The 21,190-nt window shown below is 29.2% G+C and carries 33 protein-coding genes; 11 read left to right on the forward strand and 22 right to left on the reverse strand.

The features are described from left to right. Window positions 1–139: 139 nt before the first annotated feature. From JJ842_08645 to JJ842_08655, 3 genes are all read left to right on the forward strand, one after another. Window positions 140–310 (forward strand): hypothetical protein, encoded by a 171-nt coding sequence (locus JJ842_08645; protein ID MBO6971978.1) that lies wholly within the window; start codon window positions 140–142, stop codon window positions 308–310. Window positions 311–499: 189 nt separating this feature from the next. Further along, window positions 500–790 carry a hypothetical protein gene (locus tag JJ842_08650; protein ID MBO6971979.1) on the forward strand — a complete coding sequence of 97 codons (291 nt, stop codon included), beginning with the start codon at window positions 500–502 and terminating at the stop codon, window positions 788–790. A gap of 401 nt (window positions 791–1,191) precedes the next feature. Continuing rightward, complete coding sequence (locus JJ842_08655) at window positions 1,192–1,392, forward strand: DUF2839 family protein (GenBank protein ID MBO6971980.1); 201 nt, start codon at window positions 1,192–1,194, stop codon at window positions 1,390–1,392. Window positions 1,393–1,425: 33 nt separating this feature from the next. Here the strand turns inward: JJ842_08655 and JJ842_08660 are convergent, their stop codons facing one another. The 6 genes from JJ842_08660 to JJ842_08685 form a co-directional block, all read right to left on the reverse strand. Further along, the gene (locus JJ842_08660) at window positions 1,426–1,686 is read right to left on the reverse strand and encodes a hypothetical protein (GenBank protein MBO6971981.1); all 261 of its coding nucleotides are present in this window, start codon (window positions 1,684–1,686) and stop codon (window positions 1,426–1,428) included. Continuing rightward, window positions 1,687–1,824: a DUF3721 domain-containing protein gene (locus JJ842_08665; GenBank protein ID MBO6971982.1), complete on the reverse strand. Its 138-nt coding sequence runs from the start codon at window positions 1,822–1,824 to the stop codon at window positions 1,687–1,689. A 106-nt stretch (window positions 1,825–1,930) separates the two neighbouring features. Continuing rightward, entirely contained in the window at window positions 1,931–2,449 is a 519-nt protein-coding gene (locus tag JJ842_08670; GenBank protein MBO6971983.1) for a metal-binding protein, read from the reverse strand. A 61-nt stretch (window positions 2,450–2,510) separates the two neighbouring features. Next, a complete protein-coding gene (locus JJ842_08675) occupies window positions 2,511–2,963 on the reverse strand; it encodes a hypothetical protein (protein MBO6971984.1) in 453 nt (150 codons plus the stop codon). Window positions 2,964–2,965: 2 nt separating this feature from the next. Beyond that, complete coding sequence (locus tag JJ842_08680) at window positions 2,966–3,196, reverse strand: hypothetical protein (GenBank protein ID MBO6971985.1); 231 nt, start codon at window positions 3,194–3,196, stop codon at window positions 2,966–2,968. Window positions 3,197–3,310: 114 nt separating this feature from the next. Beyond that, complete coding sequence (locus tag JJ842_08685; protein MBO6971986.1) at window positions 3,311–3,454, reverse strand: hypothetical protein; 144 nt, start codon at window positions 3,452–3,454, stop codon at window positions 3,311–3,313. A gap of 1,121 nt (window positions 3,455–4,575) precedes the next feature. Here JJ842_08685 and JJ842_08690 point away from each other — a divergent pair. Then, on the forward strand, window positions 4,576–4,887 hold the full coding sequence (locus JJ842_08690) for a DUF3303 domain-containing protein (protein MBO6971987.1): 312 nt from the start codon (window positions 4,576–4,578) through the stop codon (window positions 4,885–4,887). 60 nt (window positions 4,888–4,947) lie between these two features. Beyond that, window positions 4,948–5,115: a chorismate-binding protein gene (locus tag JJ842_08695; protein MBO6971988.1), complete on the forward strand. Its 168-nt coding sequence runs from the start codon at window positions 4,948–4,950 to the stop codon at window positions 5,113–5,115. A 22-nt stretch (window positions 5,116–5,137) separates the two neighbouring features. Here the strand turns inward: JJ842_08695 and JJ842_08700 are convergent, their stop codons facing one another. The 6 genes from JJ842_08700 to JJ842_08725 all read right to left on the reverse strand — a co-directional run bounded on the left by JJ842_08700 (window position 5,138) and on the right by JJ842_08725 (window position 8,831). Then, on the reverse strand, window positions 5,138–5,302 hold the full coding sequence (locus tag JJ842_08700) for a hypothetical protein (protein MBO6971989.1): 165 nt from the start codon (window positions 5,300–5,302) through the stop codon (window positions 5,138–5,140). Window positions 5,303–5,313: 11 nt separating this feature from the next. Next, window positions 5,314–5,499, reverse strand: coding sequence for a hypothetical protein (locus JJ842_08705; GenBank protein MBO6971990.1), 186 nt, complete (start codon window positions 5,497–5,499; stop codon window positions 5,314–5,316). A gap of 251 nt (window positions 5,500–5,750) precedes the next feature. Then, the gene (locus JJ842_08710) at window positions 5,751–6,344 is read right to left on the reverse strand and encodes a DUF3267 domain-containing protein (protein MBO6971991.1); all 594 of its coding nucleotides are present in this window, start codon (window positions 6,342–6,344) and stop codon (window positions 5,751–5,753) included. Window positions 6,345–6,660: 316 nt separating this feature from the next. Then, the gene (locus JJ842_08715) at window positions 6,661–7,344 is read right to left on the reverse strand and encodes a hypothetical protein (protein ID MBO6971992.1); all 684 of its coding nucleotides are present in this window, start codon (window positions 7,342–7,344) and stop codon (window positions 6,661–6,663) included. 201 nt (window positions 7,345–7,545) lie between these two features. Continuing rightward, on the reverse strand, window positions 7,546–8,061 hold the full coding sequence (locus tag JJ842_08720) for a hypothetical protein (protein MBO6971993.1): 516 nt from the start codon (window positions 8,059–8,061) through the stop codon (window positions 7,546–7,548). A gap of 50 nt (window positions 8,062–8,111) precedes the next feature. Next, window positions 8,112–8,831 carry a hypothetical protein gene (locus tag JJ842_08725; protein ID MBO6971994.1) on the reverse strand — a complete coding sequence of 240 codons (720 nt, stop codon included), beginning with the start codon at window positions 8,829–8,831 and terminating at the stop codon, window positions 8,112–8,114. Window positions 8,832–9,084: 253 nt separating this feature from the next. Here JJ842_08725 and JJ842_08730 point away from each other — a divergent pair, with 253 nt between their 5' ends. From JJ842_08730 to JJ842_08740, 3 genes are all read left to right on the forward strand, one after another. Continuing rightward, complete coding sequence (locus tag JJ842_08730; protein MBO6971995.1) at window positions 9,085–9,807, forward strand: pseudouridine synthase; 723 nt, start codon at window positions 9,085–9,087, stop codon at window positions 9,805–9,807. A 381-nt stretch (window positions 9,808–10,188) separates the two neighbouring features. Beyond that, on the forward strand, window positions 10,189–10,431 hold the full coding sequence (locus JJ842_08735; GenBank protein MBO6971996.1) for a DUF1651 domain-containing protein: 243 nt from the start codon (window positions 10,189–10,191) through the stop codon (window positions 10,429–10,431). Between the two features lie 186 nt (window positions 10,432–10,617). Then, the gene (locus JJ842_08740; GenBank protein ID MBO6971997.1) at window positions 10,618–11,130 is read left to right on the forward strand and encodes a hypothetical protein; all 513 of its coding nucleotides are present in this window, start codon (window positions 10,618–10,620) and stop codon (window positions 11,128–11,130) included. Window positions 11,131–11,490: 360 nt separating this feature from the next. Here JJ842_08740 and JJ842_08745 read toward each other — a convergent pair whose 3' ends face one another. From JJ842_08745 to JJ842_08780, 8 genes are all read right to left on the reverse strand, one after another. Further along, window positions 11,491–11,745, reverse strand: coding sequence for a high light inducible protein (locus JJ842_08745; protein MBO6971998.1), 255 nt, complete (start codon window positions 11,743–11,745; stop codon window positions 11,491–11,493). 123 nt (window positions 11,746–11,868) lie between these two features. Then, window positions 11,869–12,471: a hypothetical protein gene (locus tag JJ842_08750; GenBank protein ID MBO6971999.1), complete on the reverse strand. Its 603-nt coding sequence runs from the start codon at window positions 12,469–12,471 to the stop codon at window positions 11,869–11,871. A gap of 305 nt (window positions 12,472–12,776) precedes the next feature. Next, a complete protein-coding gene (locus tag JJ842_08755; GenBank protein MBO6972000.1) occupies window positions 12,777–13,661 on the reverse strand; it encodes an LOG family protein in 885 nt (294 codons plus the stop codon). Window positions 13,662–13,709: 48 nt separating this feature from the next. Continuing rightward, window positions 13,710–15,101, reverse strand: a complete 1,392-nt coding sequence (locus tag JJ842_08760) for a PhoH family protein (GenBank protein ID MBO6972001.1) — start codon at window positions 15,099–15,101, stop codon at window positions 13,710–13,712. Window positions 15,102–15,149: 48 nt separating this feature from the next. Next, entirely contained in the window at window positions 15,150–15,668 is a 519-nt protein-coding gene (locus JJ842_08765) for a hemagglutinin (GenBank protein ID MBO6972002.1), read from the reverse strand. Between the two features lie 74 nt (window positions 15,669–15,742). Beyond that, window positions 15,743–15,889 (reverse strand): hypothetical protein, encoded by a 147-nt coding sequence (locus JJ842_08770; GenBank protein MBO6972003.1) that lies wholly within the window; start codon window positions 15,887–15,889, stop codon window positions 15,743–15,745. A 201-nt stretch (window positions 15,890–16,090) separates the two neighbouring features. Further along, complete coding sequence (locus JJ842_08775; GenBank protein MBO6972004.1) at window positions 16,091–16,255, reverse strand: hypothetical protein; 165 nt, start codon at window positions 16,253–16,255, stop codon at window positions 16,091–16,093. Window positions 16,256–16,889: 634 nt separating this feature from the next. Next, on the reverse strand, window positions 16,890–17,258 hold the full coding sequence (locus JJ842_08780; GenBank protein ID MBO6972005.1) for a hypothetical protein: 369 nt from the start codon (window positions 17,256–17,258) through the stop codon (window positions 16,890–16,892). A gap of 221 nt (window positions 17,259–17,479) precedes the next feature. Here JJ842_08780 and JJ842_08785 point away from each other — a divergent pair, with 221 nt between their 5' ends. Then, entirely contained in the window at window positions 17,480–17,776 is a 297-nt protein-coding gene (locus JJ842_08785) for a cytochrome b559 subunit beta (protein MBO6972006.1), read from the forward strand. Between the two features lie 797 nt (window positions 17,777–18,573). Further along, window positions 18,574–18,987 (forward strand): hypothetical protein, encoded by a 414-nt coding sequence (locus JJ842_08790; protein MBO6972007.1) that lies wholly within the window; start codon window positions 18,574–18,576, stop codon window positions 18,985–18,987. 774 nt (window positions 18,988–19,761) lie between these two features. Here the strand turns inward: JJ842_08790 and JJ842_08795 are convergent. Then, entirely contained in the window at window positions 19,762–19,977 is a 216-nt protein-coding gene (locus JJ842_08795; GenBank protein ID MBO6972008.1) for a hypothetical protein, read from the reverse strand. A gap of 63 nt (window positions 19,978–20,040) precedes the next feature. Then, a complete protein-coding gene (locus JJ842_08800) occupies window positions 20,041–20,289 on the reverse strand; it encodes a DUF1651 domain-containing protein (GenBank protein MBO6972009.1) in 249 nt (82 codons plus the stop codon). Between the two features lie 366 nt (window positions 20,290–20,655). Here JJ842_08800 and JJ842_08805 point away from each other — a divergent pair, with 366 nt between their 5' ends. After that, the gene (locus JJ842_08805; GenBank protein ID MBO6972010.1) at window positions 20,656–20,964 is read left to right on the forward strand and encodes a hypothetical protein; all 309 of its coding nucleotides are present in this window, start codon (window positions 20,656–20,658) and stop codon (window positions 20,962–20,964) included. Window positions 20,965–21,190 lie beyond the last annotated feature (226 nt).

A 21,190-nucleotide genomic window follows, 5' to 3' on the forward strand; every position in this document is an offset into this window, starting at 1 on the left:
TTGAGAAAAAATTTAGTAAAAATTACTCTCGCAGAATTATTTTAAAGATGTTATCGTTCACTAACGTTCATCCAAGTTTATATCTCTGGACGCATGAAATGGGAGTAAGGAACGGGATTCTCATTAACTGCAAAAAACCATGAATAACCTCTTACAAATAAGAGAAAAAATCAAAAGAGCTAATAGGCTATATGAAGCCCAGCTTTTGGCTACAAAAAGTGGAGAAGTTACTCCATACAGAAGATCCGTCTTCGAAGAAAGAATCAGGCAAACTCAAAAGGAAATTAAATTGAAAGATTCAAAAAATTAAATTTTTTTTTGTAACTGATTAAAAAAGAGGGATAAATCCCTCTTTTTTTCGGAATATATAAAAAAATCTGTTTAAAAAATTTTATTTTCTTTTTCTGTATTATTAAAAGAACATAATTTTGCTGATTTTACTATTGATTTAAATTATATAAATGGCAAATTTAATTCAGTAATTAAGAGTTAAATAAAGATGTTTAAAAAAAAATATAAACAATTTAATAACTCATCAAATAAATCAAGCTTAGATCAATTCTTGTGGTTTATAGAAAATTATTTACCAAGTAAGAAAGATCGAAGTGTTCAAAAAAATTTGTATATGGATAATCTAGAAGTGGAGACTATTAAGAAATTTTCTAAATTAGCCTCTATTCGTTCTAAAACATTATTCCCAACTCCAAAAAATACGATAATCTCTTTTACCTTTGGTAGTTGGGCCTTACCTTACCTAAAATTGCTTAAGAAAATAGGAATAGCTAAGTAAGAAAATTGTGATGAACTAGGACTATATTTATCCCAAAAAAATAAATAAAGATTAAAAACTCTCACAAAGTTCTTTTCCAAATTTAAGGAGTAATACTTACTTTACATAAAAAATACAATTGCTAAGTTTAAATTAAGAGATCTATGCATTATGTTTCTAAATTATCTGCCTAGTGAGATGGTTGAAGTTGTTGGTTTAACAATGATTTTTTCATTTCTGGTGGGAACTATATTAATTTTGTTATTTACATCAGATCAGGCAAATACAAAGAATTTGTATTTAAAGAAGGCTAAATAAATTTTAAATAATTTATCCTCACATAAAGAACTAATTAAAAAAAAAATTAACTCGCAGGATTAGAACATAATTTTTATTATTGATACATAAACAAACACAAAATTATGGGCGAGGCTAAAAGAAGAGAAAAATTAGGTTTACCGCCTAGACAAAAACAATTTGAAACAAACAAATCTGATAGATATTTTTCGTGGCTTCCAATTACTAAATCTAGAATTAAAAAATATCCCTACATGGGAGTAGCTACTATGGCACTTGGAGCTATAATTTTCTTAGTCAGTGGTGGAGCAAATAGTATTAATTAATTAATTAGATTTTTGATTTAGCTTATAATGTATTTAAGCTTTTTTTTGTAATAGTCTTAGGCCGGAAATAATAGAGATTATTGATGCTATACCAAGAAATATCGAGTAAAAAGGTTGCAAATTGATAATGCCAAAATTACCTGTATGCCATTTGATTAACCAAAAAACATCTACTCCTAATGGTTGAAGAATACTATAAATAGTTCCAGATAAAATAGTAATTAGTAAAGGGATTGCTGAAATTGCAGTAATTTTTCTGTGAATTTTTCTTTTATTTGTTTTTAATCTTTCCATCTATCTCCTCAAATAAATATGTAATTCTTTTTCGTTTTTGCATGGCATCCATTTATCTTGGTTCTTATGTATTCCTTCACAACCAAGTTCTAAAGATCTTTTTTCAGCGTCCTCTTCAGAGAGAAATGTACCCCTCATATGCGCATGAGAATAAATATTGAAATTTAGAGATAAGAAAAATAAAAAAATAAAAAATTTAAAATTTCTAAGAATAATATGCATTATTTCAAATTTAATATTTGTATTAAGGAGAGATTTTATCAAATATTTTTGTTTTGCCAGTTTTACTAAATGAAACTACTTTGTAGTTCTCATAATCATGAGAGTGTGAGTCATGAGAATGCATTTCCATTCCAGGAGAGCCAAATGGCATGCCAGGTACAGCTATCCCATTGATATTTGGTTTTTCTCTAAAAAGTTTGTTGATTGATTCAATCGGGACATGTCCTTCAATCGTATAGTTAGCTATTTCAGCAGAGTGACATGATCTCAAATTATTGGGAATTTGATACTGGTTTTTTATTACTGAGACATCTTCAAGGATATTATCAATAACTTTTAATCCATTATCTCTTAAATGATTGACCCATTTTTTGCAACAACCACATGATGCTGATCTGTAAGAAACAACTTTTGGGATATCTATATTTTCTTGAGTAGCTGCACTAATCCTATCAACGTTAATTGTATTTGCAAAAAGAATTCCAGAAAAAATTAGATAGTTTAAAAATTTTCTTTTAATAAATACTTTATCAAATGCCATACTAATTAAGATGATTAAAATTAATATTTAAATCAACCATAAATGAAAATTTATAAAATTGCTATTTAATCAAAATCAAGACACTCATAATTGTCATTAAAAGATTTTCGATAAAACTAATAATTCCCAAAGGAGTTTTTGCATATCCACCGATACATGCACAATTTAATTTTAATTTATCCAAATAAACGGCCTTAAATACTGAAATCATTCCAGAAATTCCTAAAACTAGAGCAATAAAAATAATTGGAGAAGGTGGAGAAGAATTCAGAAAACTTATCCCAATTATTAATTCAAAAAAAGGATAAATATATATCCAGCTATCAAATTGAGAAGATATTAAATCATATTTCTTATAACTTGTTCCAAAAGCTTCAATATCCATAAGCTTAAGCATTGCTAAAAGACAAATTGATATACCCATAAAAATTTGGAAACTTTTAAGCAATGTAATGGTTATCAGGAATGAAGTACCAAAGACTGCAATTAAGGGTGTAAATGACTTAATCTTCATTTTTAACTTTTAAGGATAGATTCACAAATACTAGATGGATTTGCTTGTTTAACTATTTTTAGTCTTTTGATAAGTTTGTCTCGAGCTACTTGATGTTTTAAATATTTAATACATAGATTTTTTTCCTGATATACCTCTGCTATTGGAGCAATCTTTAAAGCAATAGCAAAAGTACCAATAACTAAAAGAATGTTTATAGCCAGTCGAATATTTGGTCGAAAATTTGATTTCATTCGGATTCTTTATTTTTGTCTATAACTTCCTTTAAGTATATATATCTTTAAGCTCGTCATTGTAACCATTTTCTTTTACAAATTTCTCTAATTCCTTCAACTCTTTTTCTTTCATTATGTAGATTTGGATATATTGTTTTTCATATCTTCAATTTGGTTGATTAATTCATCTAACCATTCTGTATTATTTTCTGATCTTTTCTGAAAATATCTAATTTTAGGTTGATTGATTTCTAGTGTCTCATAATCTCCACTCATAAATTCCCCCTCAATTTATACTCTGCATAATTTATCTAGAGAAATTATGCTCATCAATAGGCTCTAATACTTATTTGACGTTTCCCATGGGTTACAAGTCACTTTTTTTAATAGTATAAATATCAAGGAATTTATCTCTCAAAAATATGGCAACTAATGAAGAACTAGAAAGAAGAATTGAGACTTTAGAAAAAGAAGTACAACACCTAAAAGCTGTTCTGCAATATCAAATGAGAAATAAGAAAAAGTGAGTTATTAAAGCGGCATATTTATAATTATTTGCTGTTTAGTTTGTTATGGAGTGAAAGTTTTGCCTACTCATTATTCAAACTAAAAATTAAGATGGAGGAGATAGTTTTATTTTAGGAAATTGAATTTGAATATTGATATTTAAGATAAATTTGTTTCTATATGTATGTATATATAAGTATTTAAAATGATTAATTCAATAGCTATTCCATTATTAGTATTAGGCTTTTTAATCGCTTACAAAAGATTCAAAAGAAAGAAAAGGCAATTTCATGCACCTCCTACAAATCAGCTTCCTAGTTAAGTATTAAATTCCGTCTTCGTCTTCTCCAAAAGGACTGTATCTAATATCCCAAATAAGAACTACTGCTATTGATAATAACAATAGACAAAAAACAACTTGAGAAGGTGGAAATATCATAAATTCAATCTAACAATTATCTATAGTATTTGCTGATGGAAATTTAAGGTGTAAGCACTATTGTTAGGTGCAAAATGTTTTAAATAATATGTTACTGAGCAATCGACTCTCTCAATGATCTTTCTTTTTTTATTAAAGAATTATATAAAAAAAAGGGCGTTAGCTTCGCCCCAATTAAATTAAAAAAGCGGGATAATCCCCATCACCCAGCCTTTTTCAAATCCTAGCACTACATATGGTGTTTGTAAGTAATAAATATTACCTATTGATGGGGTTGTTTGTTTTTATTAAATTTGTCATTATAGGAGTCCCCATCACCCAGGCTCGTAAGAGTCTTTTTTTTTGGTTATTTTCTTTATTCAGGCTTATTAACTTGTTAATTAGTGTTTAAAGACTTTTTATTTAATTTTTCAATTCGATAATTAATAATTAAATAAAAGTTATTTTGTTAATGCAAACATACATAGTTCACTGGCAATTCCCAGATCAAGAAAGTCATATGCAAGGTGCTGAAGCTTTCGCCGGTTTTGTAGAAGGAGGATGCGAAGGTGATGAATTTGATGGGTTTAAAGTTGTTAATCGAGTAGTAAATCCTGAGGGAGCTAATGGTTGGGCAATTGTTGAATCTTCAAACCATCAGAACATTTGGAAATGGAGTAATATCTGGGTGGATAATTTTGGAGTAGAAATTGAAGTAACACCAGTTTTAACAGATCATGAATTTCTCTCTGTCCACAAAGAAATTGCGGTAGCCTCCGATTAGTGGTGAATTTTTTAATGATTAACTTTCGTTCTAATACAGACTGACTAGACTTATTTTTTTATGGAAAAATTCTCTTCTCAAGAAATTGAAAGTCAATACAATTTAATAAAAATCCTTTTAGCTGAACCTAAAAAGTATAAAGATGCAATTGATGCAATTAAGAAAGACGTCGCTTATATGCCAATAGAGCTTAAAAAAAAACTTAAGGAAGAAAATATAACCTTATGAATGAAAAACTATATATTTAAATCTAACCAAGAGAATCTAAGTCTCTTCTATGGTGAACTGTATTAGCTTCATTACTTGAAATTTGCTGTTCTCTCATTAAATCCGCAAGTGTTGGAAAGTCTTTTTCATTTTCAAGATCTGTTGAATTTTTATCTTGGATTGCAAATTGCGATATTTTAAAATTCATGATTAATTACCTCAAAATTTTTGTTGAATTCTGATTACAGAATCTGGATGGTCATGAATGTAAGAGTCGAATTCTCTAGCAAGAATTAGACAATCATGCGCATTGATAGCGTAGAAACCGACTTGATGAGTTTTGTTAAATGAATCTTTGTAACTCAAAACAAATTTATTACAAGATTGAATTGGTGTTGAAGGCATTCAAATAGTTTCTTAACTAAATATGTTCTAGCTAGGCGCAACAATATTTTGATTTATAAGAATGTACGGTTTGAGGTACAGTAATATACGGATAAAGGATCAACAATTAAATCTTGAAAAAGATATAATATCAAAAATTTTTTATGAATTTACAGAAACTTTTGATCCTCATTTGTTAGAGAGATAATGCAGAATCATTAAAATAATACAAAATGATTCTTGGTAAATAATCCTATATATGCAAAAACATTTTAAAACTTGAGATTTTGAAAACCATTTATGAAATCTTGAACAAAGCTTAAATAAATAAAATTCAAAAATTTGGGACCTATTAAACAAATAGAAACTCCATATAGTAAGTCAATTTTTAAGTATGAAGAACCAAAATTTAGTAAGTAAATGATGAAAACCAAAGGCGCTATTATAAGTTGAGCAAATATTTTTAGAAAAAAATTCATATCGCTATCCCCCACAGAATTCCAAACACTTAATCCATCTCCCTTACTTGGTATGGCATTCATTCCAATTGAAATAGAAATAATTATTCTTAAAAAATCATGCCAATTCAAGTTTGCTAATCCAGTTGTTGATAGTTTATTTATGATCGTTGGGTAAGCTACTAATCCTCCCAAAAACGAATTTAAAAAAAATGGAGCGGTTGAAATTAAAATATCCTGATACAAATGTTTAGGTCTATTATGAAGTACATATCCTGATGAATCTTTGAAATTGTAGTAGCAAACATCTATAACCTTTGCCTTGAAAATAATACAAAACAAATGATGTGAAAATTCATGAATAATTACTCCCGGCATATAGAAAATTGACCTTAATATTAATTTCATTTGCTGATTAAGAATCCTCCTCTTGTCATTAGGTTATAAATCATACATAAAATTTTGATTAATTAAAATATAAAGTCTAAATCAAAATATAAATATTACTGGGTAATGAAATTTCTTCAATTGGAACAAAAATAATATTTGGGTCTAGAGGAGCCTTGGGCTTTCTTGAGAGAAATATTAATATTTAATTAGGCGAATATAAAATGTGACGAGACATATATTACTAGAACAATATTATGTGTTTTATGTATCAAATATTTTGTGAAAATTTTTTTGTAAGAGAATGTGTTTGGTACTTTTTATCATGTTCGAACTATTAAGGCATGTAATTTTGCTTCTTTTCTAACTCTAAACGCATTTCATCTGACTTCCTTAAAGGTTCCATTCTTATTTCTTCTTCTTCTTCTTTTAATGAAGAATCAAAACCTTCACTTTCTATCTTTCTTATTTTATCAATACTTCTTTTTTCTCCCATAGTGAGATCAGTAACTAAAAGCAATTCTTGAGTTAACCTCTCTATGTCTGGCTTTTTAAAAAGATCGATTTGAATTGTAGCTTGTTTACCATCTGCATCAAAACCTTTAACTATAAAACTGTACCTATGTTTCTTCCCAAGAAAGCCCAAGGCTCCAATAGGCCCAAAAATTATTGTTGTTGTTACACCAGTATTTACTCTTCTGTTTGAATAGCCACTTTTTATCCAAGAAGTAACTCTAGTAACTGGTATGGATACGTCAGGAGAAATTATTTCTTCACCTGTTATTTGAATTGGAACTCTGCATTCCTTAAAAGCTTTTTCAATTCTTCTTTCAACAGTATCGGGCGGACCATTCTTTTTAAGATTTCTTCTTGGCTTGAAATTCTTCCTGATATCAGCTTCTATTTTTGCAAACTTCTTTGCTGGACATGTTGATTGGTAAGCACCTGCATAAGCAGCTGATATATCAAATACTGAAGCAAATAAAAGGATTAAAGTAAGGAAGGCAGAGTTTTTTCTCATTAAAGAGATGAAATTATTTTTAAATCTTAATTGAATTAAATATTGACGTCTAAAGTGTTAATAATTATTTATCCTTATGAGAATTAATTTACTTCGCTAAAACTTGTATTAATTTGAGTATCATTTTCTAAAAATAATAATTTGCGGCATAGTTATAAAATTAATCGCTAATCAACAACCTATTGCTTAACTAAAGGGCCGCTATTTTTTTTCTTTCATATAGTCTCTAAACTCTATAGCTGCTTTATAAATTATTGAATAAACTTCGATTGTTACCCTTAAGATTACAACAGAAAGAAGACTAATTATAAAACCAGATAAGTAAAAACCTTTCAAGTATGAATTTGAAATCAATGCATGAATCCAATCTACAAAAAATCCAAATGCAGCTCCTATTCCAAGACCTTGGCCAACCGCATAGAAAATATTGAAGAGTTGAAGTGTTATGTATTTGTCAAAGACATAATCATCTTTCAAAGTTTTAAAAATAGATGCGAATGGATTTTCTGTTTGTTTTTTGCAAAATCTCCAAAGCGTAAAAATAGCGCATAAAAAACTAAACCAAGCGGGAGCAGATAAATAAGGATTTGACTGGCTAATTTCTTTAAGTCCCACAAGAATAAATAGTAATACTGAAGCACCTACAAAATAAATAATATATTTCTCTTTCTTATCCCTTTTGGCTAAAGCTGAAGAGAGATTCTTTTTTTCAGTCATTAATAAACTTTTTCTGTAATTAAGTAATCTATAGTATCATTCTGGTTGAACTAATTGCATTGTGGACGATTTTTCCAAACTGGTGAATTGCAGTTAATTTTTATGGATGTTTTTGTTGATGACTTGACCTTCTTTTGAGGTCTTGTTTTTCCATATTTTTCCATATATCCGCAATTAATTACTGTCGATTCTTTTTTTTGTTTAAGTAAAAGATATTTTTTCTCTAATTCTTTATAGGTTAATTGTTCCCCTTGATTATATCCTGTTGATGTTTTCAAAAAATCATTTAAATAATTAACATCTTTTTGACTATATAAAGTAATACCTCTTTGAGCAATTCTTCCATTCTCTTTATTCATAGTAAGGATTGAATATTGGAAAGTGCTACCTCCGCCTTTTGAGAGAATTGATAATGGTAGTGATATAGGGTTGGTGATTACATTTATAGCTCCAGCAGCAGCATTTCCTGTATTAAATCCAGAATTTATTGTCCCTGCTAAACCGAAAGCAACAATGTCTTCAGTTTTAACTTTGAATGGAATAGTACCTTTCTGAGCAGAACGCCATGGATTTACAAAATCTAATTCTTCTGTACTGCAAGCTCTTATTCCGAAACGTTTAGGTTCTCCTGTTGGATTAGTAGTCTCTGTTATGCCTAGATGTAATTCATGTATGTTTGATTCTTTCTCTATGCTAAATGGTCCATGATGAGCAAAAGCGGAGGGAGAATATCCACAAGTTAGAATTAATATGAATAAAAATCTTCTCACAAGATATATATTATTAGTCTAATTTTAGTTAAAATTCCCAAAAAGACTATTTGGTTCAGAATTTTGTTGGCAGATTTGAACCAAAAATTAAAGGAAACATTTAAAAACTTAGCTTTAACTTATTGGGACGAGAGGATTCGAAATTTAAACTTACTGACTTTAAAGGGATGAAGTATTATTGATTGACAGTTAATCTAAAATTAAGTGGAAATAAAATTAATTTTAGGGCAGATTAAAAAAACAAATATCCAAAATGACTACCAGGATAAATAAATTTTTAAGCGAAGTCGGTTACTGCTCTAGAAGAGAAGCAGATAGATTAATTGAAGAAGGTAAAGTAACTATTAATGGTAAGATCCCTCAAATTGGGACCAAAGTAAAAGATGAAGATCAAGTAGAGGTTAAAGGAATAAAAATCAAAAAATCAAAAAAACAAAAAAATATATATTTAGCCTTTAATAAGCCTGTGGGAATTGTTTGTACAACCAATAGAAAACAAGAACCCTCAAATATAGTAGATTTCATTAATTATCCTTCAAGAATCTTTCCTATTGGAAGATTAGATAAACTCAGCGAAGGATTAATTTTTTTAACAAACGATGGAGATATCGTAAATAAAATACTCAGAGCAAGAAATAAGCATGAAAAAGAGTATATCGTAAGGGTTAATCTGCCTATTAATAAAGATTTTATTCAAAAAATGAGTAATGGAGTTGAAATATTAAATACCATAACTAGTAGTTGTTTCGTAAAACAATTGGGGCCAAAAGAGTTCAAAATCATCCTCACTCAAGGACTTAATCGTCAGATTAGAAGAATGTGTGAGACCTTAGGCTATAGAGTCAAATCTTTAAAGCGTATAAGAATTATGAATATTAAGTTAGACATGCCAATAGGAAAATATCGCGAATTGACTGAAGAAGAACTCTTAAAATTAAATGAGTTGCTCGAAGACTCTTCAAAGACATTTGACTAAATTAAGACCATATTTATGATGCTTAATTTCAAAAAAAATCTTTATGGAGTTAATGTGATGTAACCTTTTGGATTTGGATTCGTTCTAAGATTGAAGGAAGTAAAACTCTATTTATTGATGTAATTAATGCAAAAATAAATCCTAATATCAACTATATTTACTTTAACTTCTTAAGTGGTTTTTTTACTTGAACAATGCATAGCGGAAGTATTTATGTAAAGTATGGTTAAAAATAGCTATTTCTAATAATTATGAACTTTACGGTTTTAGTTAGGATTATCGTAATATTAAGTGTTCAGTTAATACAACTAAAAAGATTTAGATATTGTTTTGAGGAGTTTTTTTTAAGAAAATTAAATACCTACTAGCACCGTTAAATTAATGGCGAAGTTTTTTTATTTGATTAATTCAAATCGATCAGAGATTAAAAGATTTATAAAAAATGATAGAAATATTGATGAAGTTTTCGAGTATATCTTTATTGACTCAGGAAAGATAGTTGGTTCTTTAGGGGAAGAACCACCTGTAATAGAAACAACGGTTTCAGTAGATATAGAATTGGCCAGAGAAATTTATGAAAGATTACTTTCTCAGGGATGGAGAAGAACTGATTTATTTGATTGAATATTCAAAATTTATATCAAAGGACTTCAATTAGCTAAAGTTTTAAGATGAAAAACAATTTGGTTTTAATAGCAAGTCAGAATTTTAGTTTTGATTTAATATAATAAATTTCAAATTCAGAATATGAAATTCCTTTGAATTTTATAATTTGAACGAAATGTAGCTTCTTTTACATGTCGTAAATTAATGAAACGCTTTCTACTCCCATTATTTGCAACCACAGCTGTACCTATTGCAGTTAATGCAAATATAGATCCAAGAATTAATGAAGGTTGTATTGTTACTGGAGACAATAAAGGCTGTGCAGAATTAAGTACTAAAATAGTTACTTTGCCTAGATGTAATTCTTCCCGAAAGTATAATTGTTTTGGTGAATTGAGATATACTAATGCGTATTATGTTGGAGAAATATCAAACGGAAAAGAGCATGGCTTTGGAACTATTAACTGGGATAGTCGAGATAAGTATGTTGGAGAATGGATAAATGGTGAAAGAGAGGGACAGGGAACTTATTACTGGGCTAATGGAGATAAGTATGTTGGACAATTTAAAAACTCACAAAGACATGGTCAAGGTACATACTTTTACTCAGGAGGAGGTAGTTGGTCAGGTGAGTGGAGAATGAATAAAAAGACTGAAAATGGTTCTCAAAATAAAACTACAGAAAAGGAATCTTTTTACTATCCATACTTGAGATGATGCTCCAACAAAGAAGATTTTTTTCTCCAGAAATTTACTTAGTGATGAACAATTTTTATTAAAATACCACAAACAATTAAAAAACCTGCAAGTATAAATGTCCAGTGAGAATTCTATGTTTAGAAGTTATTATTAGGGATAAAAATCAACATTCCAATGCATAACGCAATAACTTAATTGGTTATATCCATTGCAGGTCCAGAACATAAATATTTTCAAAGCAAAATGATGAAAATTTGCATCATTGAAAAATGCCCAACCGATATAAATAGCAAATGCAGTTACAACAAATGAAGCATATTGAAGCCAATGAACTCAATAACTATCAACTCCATTTTTATAAAAATTTGAATTACTCATTTAAAGAATTGGATATGCTATCCAACCAAATAAAGTATAGTTAATAATTACAGCCATAAATCCAATCATTGCAAGCCTGCCATTAGTTCTTTCTGCAATAAACCAATAGCTATTTGGCCATTCAAAATTGCCCCCTATTTTTGATATTTGATCTTCTAAATCTGGTTTCTCTTTAGGAGTATTTGCCTGATCAAGATAATAATTACTATCTGGGTAAAAGCTTTGGCTTGAAAAATTATCTTTAAAATTAATCATTTTTTTAGAAATATGAATTTCTATTATCCTAAAAAGGTTTTTTTATTAGTGTTGCTACTATCTGATTTTTAATATTTGATTGCGAGTTCTTTAGTTCTACTCAAGAATCTCCTTATGCCAAGATCAATATTTGCAAGAACCATAAGATATTTCTTGTGAGATATCTTTTTCAAAATCAAGCTTTCTTGTATCGGAATAGATTTTGAGTTCTTTTTTTGTATTTTCATAAGTATTTATTAAAGTGAATTTTGAAAGTGAGGATTCTCCCTTATCTAGTATTAAATACTTTTTATAAATCTTAGCTTCTTTTTTTTTTAATATCCCAGAATTAAAAACAGAGTTAATAGGTCCCTCTGATTTCCATAAATTCTGTCCAGAAGAATAAAGAACAACTGGGCTAACTATTGGTCCTTTTTCTTTTAATGCATCTATCCTACTTGAAATTATTTTTGCCTTTGAACCATTAATGGTCCCTTTCCCTTGATCGATATCAACAATAACATTGAAATCTTCAGAAAGTTTTTCGGATTTATTTTCAGCTAATTTAGTAGGATAAATTTTTTTTCCTTTTGAGTCCGCAGTTGTTCTATTATTAACAACATATGTACCTTCAACCTTACAAGTAAATTTATATGGAAGTGCGAGGATTTGCTGACTGAAAGAAATTGATCCTAAAATTAGCAGTATGGTTCTTAAAAATATTTTTTTTTGGTAAGTTTCTTGCATAGGCTAAATTCTAGAATTATTGGTTTAATTAGAATATAATTATTTTTCGAACTTAAAGGTTATGACTTTAAATCTAAATAAAGTTAAATAGATCCAGCAATGGAAATAATGTTGCATTATCTATAGCCTATTCAGCTATCCGATAGTAGCAGAGAGTTTTAAAATTAATATTCATAATATCGCGGATAGAGAAAATAGAGATGATTTAAGAACTATTAAAGTTGCATTGGATAGGGTATTAATACTTTTGATGTTTGATGAATTATGAGAATAAAAAGTTGATAATATATGTGGATTAAAATTTTTTAATTGGTATAAGTAAAATTTTTTATTAAATTCCAAGCCTCATTTGCTGTGTCCGCGTACTGAAAAATAGACAAATCATTCTCTCCAATCAAACCCATATCAGATAGGAATTGAAAATTAATTACCTTTTCCCAGTAGCTTCTTCCAAATAAAATTATTGGAATATCCTTTTTCATCCCAGTCTGTCTTAATGTTAATAATTCGAATAATTCATCTAAAGTTCCAAATCCTCCAGGGAAAAAAACAGCAGCAGCAGATCTCATAACAAAATGAAATTTCCTCATTGCGAAATAATTAAACTTAAAACACAGTCCAGGTGTAATAAAAGAATTAGGGTGCTGCTCATTAGGCAAGCTTATATTTAATCCAATCGATTTACATCCAGCATCAAACGCTCCTCTATTAGCTGCTTCCATAATCCCGGGTCCACCACCAGTAACTATTACATGAGAATAAGGATTTTTTGTTTTGCTATCCAGCGAGATTAATTTAGATAATTCTCTTGCTGCAGAATAATAATGTGAAAGTGAGTACAAATTTTTTAATCTCTCGAAATTTATCTTTAAAGATTTAGATTTAGGATTACTAGAAAGAAGTTTTTCTGCATCATCTAACCTTCTTTTTGATGCAATTTCTTCTGATATGTGAACTCCTCCAAAAACAATAACAGTTGAAATTATATTTTCTTTTTCAATAACTTGTTCAGGCTTTGTAATTTCGAGGAGCATCCTCACCCCTCGCATTTCATCAGTATTCAATAATTCAATATCTTCGTGAGCAAGTTTATAAGTACTAGATTTTAAAATTGCTTCTAAATTACTTGCAACTAATTCAACCTCATTGCTTCTCTCTTGTTCAAAATCAAATTTAAATTTGTCATTCATATTGTTCTCCATTTTGTTAATTTGTGTATAAAAATTTTAAAGCTTTTCCTACAAAAGATCAGCTGCTAATTCTGCTAAATCACTTCTCTCTCCTTGAGATAAAGTTATGTGTCCAATTATTTTCTGACCATGCAATTTTTTAGCTAACCAAGTCAATCCGTTACTATCAGAATCAAGATATGGATGATCTATTTGATTTGGATCTCCAGTAAAAACAATCTTTGTTCCTTCTCCTGCTCTTGTAACGATGGTTTTTACTTCTAGAGGTGTTAAGTTTTGGGCCTCATCAATAAGAATGAATTGATTTGGAATGGATCTTCCTCTAATGTAATTAATTGCTTCTACTTCCAGTAGACCAATTCCTCTTAAATCTTCCCATGAGTTTTTAGAGTTTATATCTCTTTCTTTACGATCAATTTTCTCTCCATTTTTATTCGATTTTGGACTTGTTAAAAAGTCTAAATTATCAATGATTGGTTTCATCCAAGGAGCTAATTTCTCATCAAGACTGCCTGGAAGATAGCCTAATTCTTTTCCTAAAGGTATTGGAGGTCTAGATACTAATAATCTTTCGTATATATTTTCATCAGCAACTTGATGTAGTCCAACTGCCAAAGCAAGTAAAGTTTTTCCTGTTCCTGCTTTCCCGATAAGACTTACTAATTGAACTTTTGGGTCTAGTAGCAAATCCAAAGCAAAACTTTGTTCAAGATTCTTAGGCTTTACTTTACCTAAATTTGATCTTCTTAAATAATTTAGACCTACTAACTTTTTCTCAGATTGATAATATCTAGTTAAATAAGTATGATTTTCTTTTAAATTATCTTTTAAGATTACACCCTCATTACTTACTAAAGATGGTTCAAATTTTGATTTAATATCTCTTAAATAAATAAAACCATCTTTTTGAACCTTATTTATCTCATCTGAATTGGAACTTATTTCTCTAAAGCCTTTTTCTAAATTATCTAACGAGACCTTATCTTTACTGTAATCTTCAGCTTTAAGACCAACTGCATCCGCTTTGATTCGCAAATTTGTATCTTTTGAAATAACTACTACTTCTGGAAAGTCTGATAAGATTTTGGTATTTTTTTCTTCAAGAGCGACAGCTAAAATTTTATTATCTCCACTACTGTCACTAAGTTCTGAGGGCAATCTATCAGTGGTCTCTTTTCTGCAAAATGCAACTTTTATGGTCCCTTCAAACTTATTATTGATTTTTACACCTGAAGATAGATTACCTTTTTCTCGGAGATTATCTAATAATCTAGAAACTCTTCTGGCATTGCGACCTTTCTCTCCAGGATCGCGTTTGAATCTATCAACCTCTTCGACTACCTGAATTGGAATCACAACATTTTCATTGGCAAAATGAAGAGGTGACTCGGGATCATGTAATAAAACATTTGTATCAAGAATAATAACTCTTTTTTTCATGATTAAGGTCCTCTTTAATTGAGTTTGAAGTGAGTTGTAGTTTTAATATCAATTTGAATTTGTAGTTTTTTTTACTAAAGGATTAAACATTAATCTTTTGATTTGATCATTTTCCCAAATCCAATAAACGGGTGGACTTTTTCTGGCATTAATTAGGCTTAATTTGTTTAGTTTTTGAGGAACAAATTCTTTTTTTTGATCAAAAAATTTATCTCTGATAGGTTGATTTAAAACAATGCTCCCTTCTTTCCCAGAGATTGACCTGTGATAAGTTCCAATAGGAATTTCAAGTGCTCCCATAGATCTTTTTAGATAAATCACATGATGTGGCTCGTCCCAAGTTGGATTTATCAAAATAAATTTCCGCTCTCCAGTAATAACTAAATTGTGATCAATTTGGTGATTGTGCACGTAGTACTGTTCATACTCCAATTGATCTGGAGGGGATATAGCCTCTCCAGAATGCATAACTACATCACAACCATTAGTTGACTCTATGCCTGCATCAAAAAAAGTTACTTTGGGAGTTTCTCTAAAAATAGTTGCAGGGCAAAATTTTAATTTCATAATTCAACCTCTCTGCTAGTGGATTAACAAATACGATTAGAATTTATTAGCAAAAAATAATTATTTATTGATACTTAATTGCAACAAACTAAACAATCTTCCTCAGATGGATAATCTATACAACTTAGTTTTAGAGTTTTTTCTGAAGTTTGCATTTTCCTTACGTAAGCAAGATCTCTCAAATCTTTTTTAGGAACAGTGAATTGCGTTTGTAGTCTCATTTTGTCCTCCTATTAATATTGTTGTTTGTAGCCATTCCAAGTTTGATTCAACCTTAATCCAAGATATGCAATTAAGATTGTCCAAAAAAGAATCTCTAAACTTAAATTAGTCATCTACTTTTCCTCCTTTTTTAATAACTAAGCTTTAATACGGATTGAATATAAAAATCAAGGGTAAGAATACTTAAAATAGAAAGGATATTAATCACAATAAAGTTTGCAATGACTATTAGCTGGATGCGCTACACATTCTTGATCCCAATAGTTTTTTAATTCTTTTTTGGGTAATTGATAATTGAAATCATGCATTCTCCATATATCTGAAGTTGCATTTCTAAGAGCTGTGAAGGGATTGCCGAGTTTCATAAAACCTCCTTTATCTCTACTTCTTAATTATCCTCCTTTTAACTTGAAATTAATAGAGTATTATTACCCGAGTATTAGTGCTTTGTGGTTGTCACGACTATCTTTAAACATTCAATAGGAGTAGAAATTATTCAGGGGTCAAAAGCACTTCATCGACTTTGTGGACAGTGAGGTGTATAAGACTCGAAGAGGGCAAACAAATGCCCTCTTATTTTTTAAGTATTAGCATTCTGCACTAAATAGTTCGCACAAAATTGATAAGTTATTCAATAATTATTGTTATTTTTTATCTTGAGTATCTCTCAATAAATATTAGTTAAGAAAAATTTAACTATCATTTTATACAAGATATTGATCTATTTAAATCAATAAAAATTTGAGAGATGAAATAAAGTTTAAGGAAATTACTAGCAAAAATCTTGGAATCATTTAATTACTTTGAATATCTAAATTCAATATCATTTCATCCACCTGTAATGATAATAACTACATTAGTGTTCTTTTATATAAGAAGAAAAATTTTATTAGCTGGCAAAAAACATTAGCAATCTATTTAATGTTTATATTTTTAATAAGTCAAAAATTAAATAAACAAAGCAAGTAATAAAAACAATTACATATATATAGATTCCATTTAACTTAACGTTGTTATTGAACTTCTTAATCCATAAGTAAGAAAAATAAAACTTGCAAAAGTAACTCCAATCATTACTGTTGTGTAGAGTTTATTTAATTTGAAATTATTACTTGCAGATGAGAAATCCGCGATAACCAAATTTTTCATTGAATATTTATGTCTATTTCTGAAATTGTTGCTGTTAACCAAACTGCCTAAAATTGGATTTGTTGAAACTTTTATTTCTTGATTGATAACAGAATTTAAACCTTTATCTTCATTGAAAAATCTTGGAAACATGTATGCATGCCATAAAGCTATTATTGCCACCCAAAAAACTACAGTAACTCCTGCAAAACCAAAAAGTAAGAATCTAAAAGTTTCCATATCTGTTTTTTAATTAATTAAAATCTACATCAAATAAAATATCTAAATATCGCAACCCAAAAAAATATACTTTAAGTAAATCAATTAATCATTTCATGATGTTACTAATGATTAGAGGAAATGTTATTAAGGGTTTTTCTTTAAATATAAGTTAATGATCAAATCATTTATTTAACTAAAAAAGACAAAATAATAATCAAATTTATTATTACTTTTAAGAAATGGATTTCAGGATTTTACTTGTTATTGCACCAATAATATTCTCATGGATATTTACAGTCTTTTGGTTAGGTAGGTGGGATGTATTTAGATTAACGCCACTAGGATTACCAAAGAAAGGAGTAGCTCCTTTTAAAAATTATCAAGTATGGGAAGATTCAGCATTAATTCCAGATAGTGGCAGACCAGCAGAAGGTTATCCAGTATTTACTGTTAGAACCGCAGCAGTTAATGCCCTAGGGATTCCAACCGTTTTTTTTCTTGGAGCAATATTGGCAATGCAGTTTAAATCTTATTAATAGGGAATTTTGATGGACATTAGATTTTTAATTGTGGGAGCACCATTCTTAATCGCATTTTTTTATACCTTATTTTTGCTAAAAAAATGGGGTGCTTTTAATTCTACGAATAATAATTTGCCAAAAAATATTTATCTTAAAAATGAATCAATAGAACAAAGTTATATTTTACGGAATATCTTTTTAACAAAAAATTAGTCAAATTATTCTTACCCTTATATCAAAACCTTGTCATGATTCCAATAGAACAGTATTTATTTTTTGCAGTTTCTCTTTATGCATTTTTATATCTTTCAATAACTATAGTAAGTACATTAATTAACTTTTCCTAAGAAATAATCACATAAAATATTAAACAGTTATTTGTATAAAATTAATCTTCCTGAATTTTAAAACTCATTATATAAATATATGAGTAGATATTAGGGCAATCTACTCACCGCTAGCTTTGACACAGCGGTTCGTAATGAGAACCTCCCTTTGACCTCATTTTCTTTTTTGCAATCTTAGAAAATGAGGTTTAAATATATTTTATTAGTCATGAATATTAAATTAAATTCTTAATTAAAACTCTAAATTATTAAATATTATTCCTTCTTATGTATATTATTTACTTTTTAAAAAAGAGTTTTTTATTTATAAAGAATATGTAGATATTTGGCGAATCTGCAACGGTATAAATTCCGTCTTTATGAACCTAACCAACGAAAATATTCTTAACTACGTTTTAGTTATTTTAGTAGTTAGGAATATTTTTATTTATAAAACCTTTCAAAGTAAATTTTTCTGAAAATCAAATGATCAATAAATCAAGTAATGAATTTACATTAGAAAAAATTTATAAGAATTTGGAATCTGGAATGCCAGAGAATAAATCTATCAAAGAGTATGCTCTGCCTCATGCGAGACAGTGGCTTGGTGGAAGATTCTTTGCCATATGGGTTTTACCTATTTATTTTTTAAGAAAAATCGTAAAGTTTTCTAATTCTTCCGCCTTTATTAAGCCATATTCTCAATCTAAAAATGGGCCATCTTATAAGCAACCAGAAACCCTATTTACTTCTTTACGAAGTGTTTTCAGGGGTGAAGATCATTTAAGATTTTTTGATCATAGATTTATAGGTATTTGGGTTTTGCCAATTGCCTTAACTGGGATAGTTTTTGAAATCCTGCTAATAGCCCCTACTAATAACACTACACCTTTCAATTAAGCATCGTTTGTCCACAATTTGTCCGTAATCATTCAGGAAAAATTCTTAAAAATAAAAAAGAAAGGCTGAGAAAAATATCTATTACTTGGGTTTATAAGCTCTAATCATTTCCCTTCAAGTTGTTCGTAGTTTGTCCTGATAAAAAAGACCTAATATGACATAAATATGACATAGTTTTGCTGATTGACGTCGATCGAAAATAAGGGAGCAATTAGCTTTTTTTGTGTAGAGATTTTTGATATCTTTATTAGATTCTCTCGCTTTACCTATTGCTTACGTCAAATTTTAGGTAAATACCTATCCTTAGCTATTTATTTAAACGGTATTATTTTTGCAAATAACACTATTTAAATAATGATGAGACTTGCTACCGTTACATTACCAATAGTCTTTGCAATTATATGGATGCTGTTCATTGGGCTAAATATAAATAAATTAAATAAAAAAATTAAATATTAATCGTTTGATAAAGAGGTTATGGTTGATGCTGACTCTATTGAACTATGAAAAACTTACTACTCCTACTACAAGAGCTTTGGCAGAATCATCACGACCCATACCATGCCGCTTATGGCATGCTTGGAGTAATAGTTTTGTTGGTAATTTATAATCGCCTAATTAATAAATATCAGTAACAAGAAACCCTTCCAGAAATTCCAACTACTGAAAGGGTTATTAAATCGACTCTCAACTATATTGAATCAATCTATGTCTTGCAGCAAACGTAGAGTGTGCTGACGAGGTTTGGCCTCAATTAATTTATAGCAAAAATTTTTAAATTCCCGCTACTTTTCGTTCCGCTTGTCGTTTTTTTAGAATTGAATAAGCTTGTGCAGCCCATTTTCGAGAAATATCAAATTCAGCATCTAACTTCTCTCTGATTAATTTGCCGATTTTGAATACTTCTAGGAAGCCTAAATAAATTATTACCAGCGCCTTAGTTATGTTTACTGCAACAGCTGCTATCTTTTCAATTCTTTGATCTTGCATTTAAACTTATCCAAGTCCACTAAAATTACCAGTTGTAAGAAATTATGCAAATTTTTTTTCAAATTAAAAATAACTTCTAAAAATACTTGTCTTCTTCCAACCCTTTTCCAATAACTGCTTATATTCCTTTCTTGCATCTTCTAAAGTTTCAACTCTGCTGCCTTTCATAACTGGTTTACTACTTTTCTTATAGACACACCCATAAGAAATCATCATTGCATCAATGCTTGGCGAAGGCTTGGAAACATCTTCAAATGGTTCAAAGACTTTTATTCTTGATCTGTCCTTACTGATAAGAGTAAATTTCTCCATAAATTAATAATAGACAAAAAAAGGGGGGTAAAGCTGCACTAAAACCCTCTTGAAAAACATAGTGAAAATTATCAGACTATTTTTTAAATATTTATCATTGATAAAACATATGGAAAAACCAAGAAAAGTTGATTTTCTTGAATCTTTAAAAAATCCTAAATTTGTTAGAGAACCTTATATAGATCTTGATTGTACATAAGTTATTCAAATCATCTTTAGTAGCAGATTTTACCAAATAAGTTTGAGTATTTTGAAATGAATATTTTTGAGTACGAAAACTTCCTAAAACGAACTTTTTCTTGAAATCAAGATTGACAAGACATTCATAAAAAAAACTTCTATAAAACATTAACTTCTTTTATGTATATGTTTCTAACAAACAAGACACGTTTAAAAATTAAGGATATTGTTAAAAGGATTTCTATAGATGAGCCAGTTTCATTGGAAGAAAGAATTTATGTGGAAAAGTTTGCAAAACATAATTCAACTATATGGACATGGTTAAAGAAAGCAAATAGCTTAAGAAGATATGGAAAACAACATTCAGATGGAATAAATGGACTGATCCAATCACTTGGACTTGATGGTTTGGAAACTGAAAGTCATTTTGATCCTAAGAATGATGATATCGCTGATTGGTTTAGTGGATCTCCTGATTGGGTAAGAAGAAGCTAATTGATATTTATAAAAGATTGTTTGTCAATAGATCTGTCCACTTTTTCCCTACTTTATGGGTTGACAAATTTCTCAATAAAAAAGCGAATTGGGGGACCCGCTTGGATGACTTAGGTTTTAAGAGTCGGGGCTAAAGGATTCGAACATGCTACCTAGTGCTGCCAAAACACTGCCCACCCAATGTAAGCACAGAAGTTTCGAGCTATAACTTAATTCTTAGGTGGTA

Origin of the sequence: Prochlorococcus marinus CUG1433, assembly GCA_017644425.1 — a bacterium.
Taxonomy (GTDB): domain Bacteria; phylum Cyanobacteriota; class Cyanobacteriia; order PCC-6307; family Cyanobiaceae; genus Prochlorococcus_A; species Prochlorococcus_A marinus_U.

Excerpts from the sequence above, each read along its gene's own strand:
- JJ842_08665 (MBO6971982.1), bottom strand. The coding sequence starts at position 1,824 with ATGAGGGGTACATTTCTCTCTGAAGAGGACGCTGAAAAAAGATCTTTA.
- JJ842_08780 (MBO6972005.1), bottom strand. The coding sequence starts at position 17,258 with ATGGAAACTTTTAGATTCTTACTTTTTGGTTTTGCAGGAGTTACTGTA.
- JJ842_08660 (MBO6971981.1), bottom strand. The coding sequence starts at position 1,686 with ATGGAAAGATTAAAAACAAATAAAAGAAAAATTCACAGAAAAATTACT.
- JJ842_08695 (MBO6971988.1), top strand. The coding sequence starts at position 4,948 with ATGGAAAAATTCTCTTCTCAAGAAATTGAAAGTCAATACAATTTAATA.
- JJ842_08785 (MBO6972006.1), top strand. The coding sequence starts at position 17,480 with ATGGATTTCAGGATTTTACTTGTTATTGCACCAATAATATTCTCATGG.
- JJ842_08765 (MBO6972002.1), bottom strand. The coding sequence starts at position 15,668 with ATGAAATTAAAATTTTGCCCTGCAACTATTTTTAGAGAAACTCCCAAA.
- JJ842_08710 (MBO6971991.1), bottom strand. The coding sequence starts at position 6,344 with ATGAAATTAATATTAAGGTCAATTTTCTATATGCCGGGAGTAATTATT.
- JJ842_08680 (MBO6971985.1), bottom strand. The coding sequence starts at position 3,196 with ATGAAATCAAATTTTCGACCAAATATTCGACTGGCTATAAACATTCTT.
- JJ842_08655 (MBO6971980.1), top strand. The coding sequence starts at position 1,192 with ATGGGCGAGGCTAAAAGAAGAGAAAAATTAGGTTTACCGCCTAGACAA.
- JJ842_08735 (MBO6971996.1), top strand. The coding sequence starts at position 10,189 with ATGGCGAAGTTTTTTTATTTGATTAATTCAAATCGATCAGAGATTAAA.
- JJ842_08700 (MBO6971989.1), bottom strand. The coding sequence starts at position 5,302 with ATGAATTTTAAAATATCGCAATTTGCAATCCAAGATAAAAATTCAACA.
- JJ842_08740 (MBO6971997.1), top strand. The coding sequence starts at position 10,618 with ATGAAACGCTTTCTACTCCCATTATTTGCAACCACAGCTGTACCTATT.
- JJ842_08760 (MBO6972001.1), bottom strand. The coding sequence starts at position 15,101 with ATGAAAAAAAGAGTTATTATTCTTGATACAAATGTTTTATTACATGAT.
- JJ842_08745 (MBO6971998.1), bottom strand. The coding sequence starts at position 11,745 with ATGATTAATTTTAAAGATAATTTTTCAAGCCAAAGCTTTTACCCAGAT.
- JJ842_08720 (MBO6971993.1), bottom strand. The coding sequence starts at position 8,061 with ATGACTGAAAAAAAGAATCTCTCTTCAGCTTTAGCCAAAAGGGATAAG.
- JJ842_08795 (MBO6972008.1), bottom strand. The coding sequence starts at position 19,977 with ATGCAAGATCAAAGAATTGAAAAGATAGCAGCTGTTGCAGTAAACATA.
- JJ842_08755 (MBO6972000.1), bottom strand. The coding sequence starts at position 13,661 with ATGAATGACAAATTTAAATTTGATTTTGAACAAGAGAGAAGCAATGAG.
- JJ842_08775 (MBO6972004.1), bottom strand. The coding sequence starts at position 16,255 with ATGAAACTCGGCAATCCCTTCACAGCTCTTAGAAATGCAACTTCAGAT.
- JJ842_08770 (MBO6972003.1), bottom strand. The coding sequence starts at position 15,889 with ATGAGACTACAAACGCAATTCACTGTTCCTAAAAAAGATTTGAGAGAT.
- JJ842_08715 (MBO6971992.1), bottom strand. The coding sequence starts at position 7,344 with ATGAGAAAAAACTCTGCCTTCCTTACTTTAATCCTTTTATTTGCTTCA.
- JJ842_08705 (MBO6971990.1), bottom strand. The coding sequence starts at position 5,499 with ATGCCTTCAACACCAATTCAATCTTGTAATAAATTTGTTTTGAGTTAC.
- JJ842_08800 (MBO6972009.1), bottom strand. The coding sequence starts at position 20,289 with ATGGAGAAATTTACTCTTATCAGTAAGGACAGATCAAGAATAAAAGTC.
- JJ842_08790 (MBO6972007.1), top strand. The coding sequence starts at position 18,574 with ATGATCAATAAATCAAGTAATGAATTTACATTAGAAAAAATTTATAAG.
- JJ842_08690 (MBO6971987.1), top strand. The coding sequence starts at position 4,576 with ATGCAAACATACATAGTTCACTGGCAATTCCCAGATCAAGAAAGTCAT.
- JJ842_08675 (MBO6971984.1), bottom strand. The coding sequence starts at position 2,963 with ATGAAGATTAAGTCATTTACACCCTTAATTGCAGTCTTTGGTACTTCA.
- JJ842_08750 (MBO6971999.1), bottom strand. The coding sequence starts at position 12,471 with ATGCAAGAAACTTACCAAAAAAAAATATTTTTAAGAACCATACTGCTA.
- JJ842_08805 (MBO6972010.1), top strand. The coding sequence starts at position 20,656 with ATGTTTCTAACAAACAAGACACGTTTAAAAATTAAGGATATTGTTAAA.
- JJ842_08645 (MBO6971978.1), top strand. The coding sequence starts at position 140 with ATGAATAACCTCTTACAAATAAGAGAAAAAATCAAAAGAGCTAATAGG.
- JJ842_08730 (MBO6971995.1), top strand. The coding sequence starts at position 9,085 with ATGACTACCAGGATAAATAAATTTTTAAGCGAAGTCGGTTACTGCTCT.
- JJ842_08650 (MBO6971979.1), top strand. The coding sequence starts at position 500 with ATGTTTAAAAAAAAATATAAACAATTTAATAACTCATCAAATAAATCA.
- JJ842_08670 (MBO6971983.1), bottom strand. The coding sequence starts at position 2,449 with ATGGCATTTGATAAAGTATTTATTAAAAGAAAATTTTTAAACTATCTA.
- JJ842_08685 (MBO6971986.1), bottom strand. The coding sequence starts at position 3,454 with ATGAGTGGAGATTATGAGACACTAGAAATCAATCAACCTAAAATTAGA.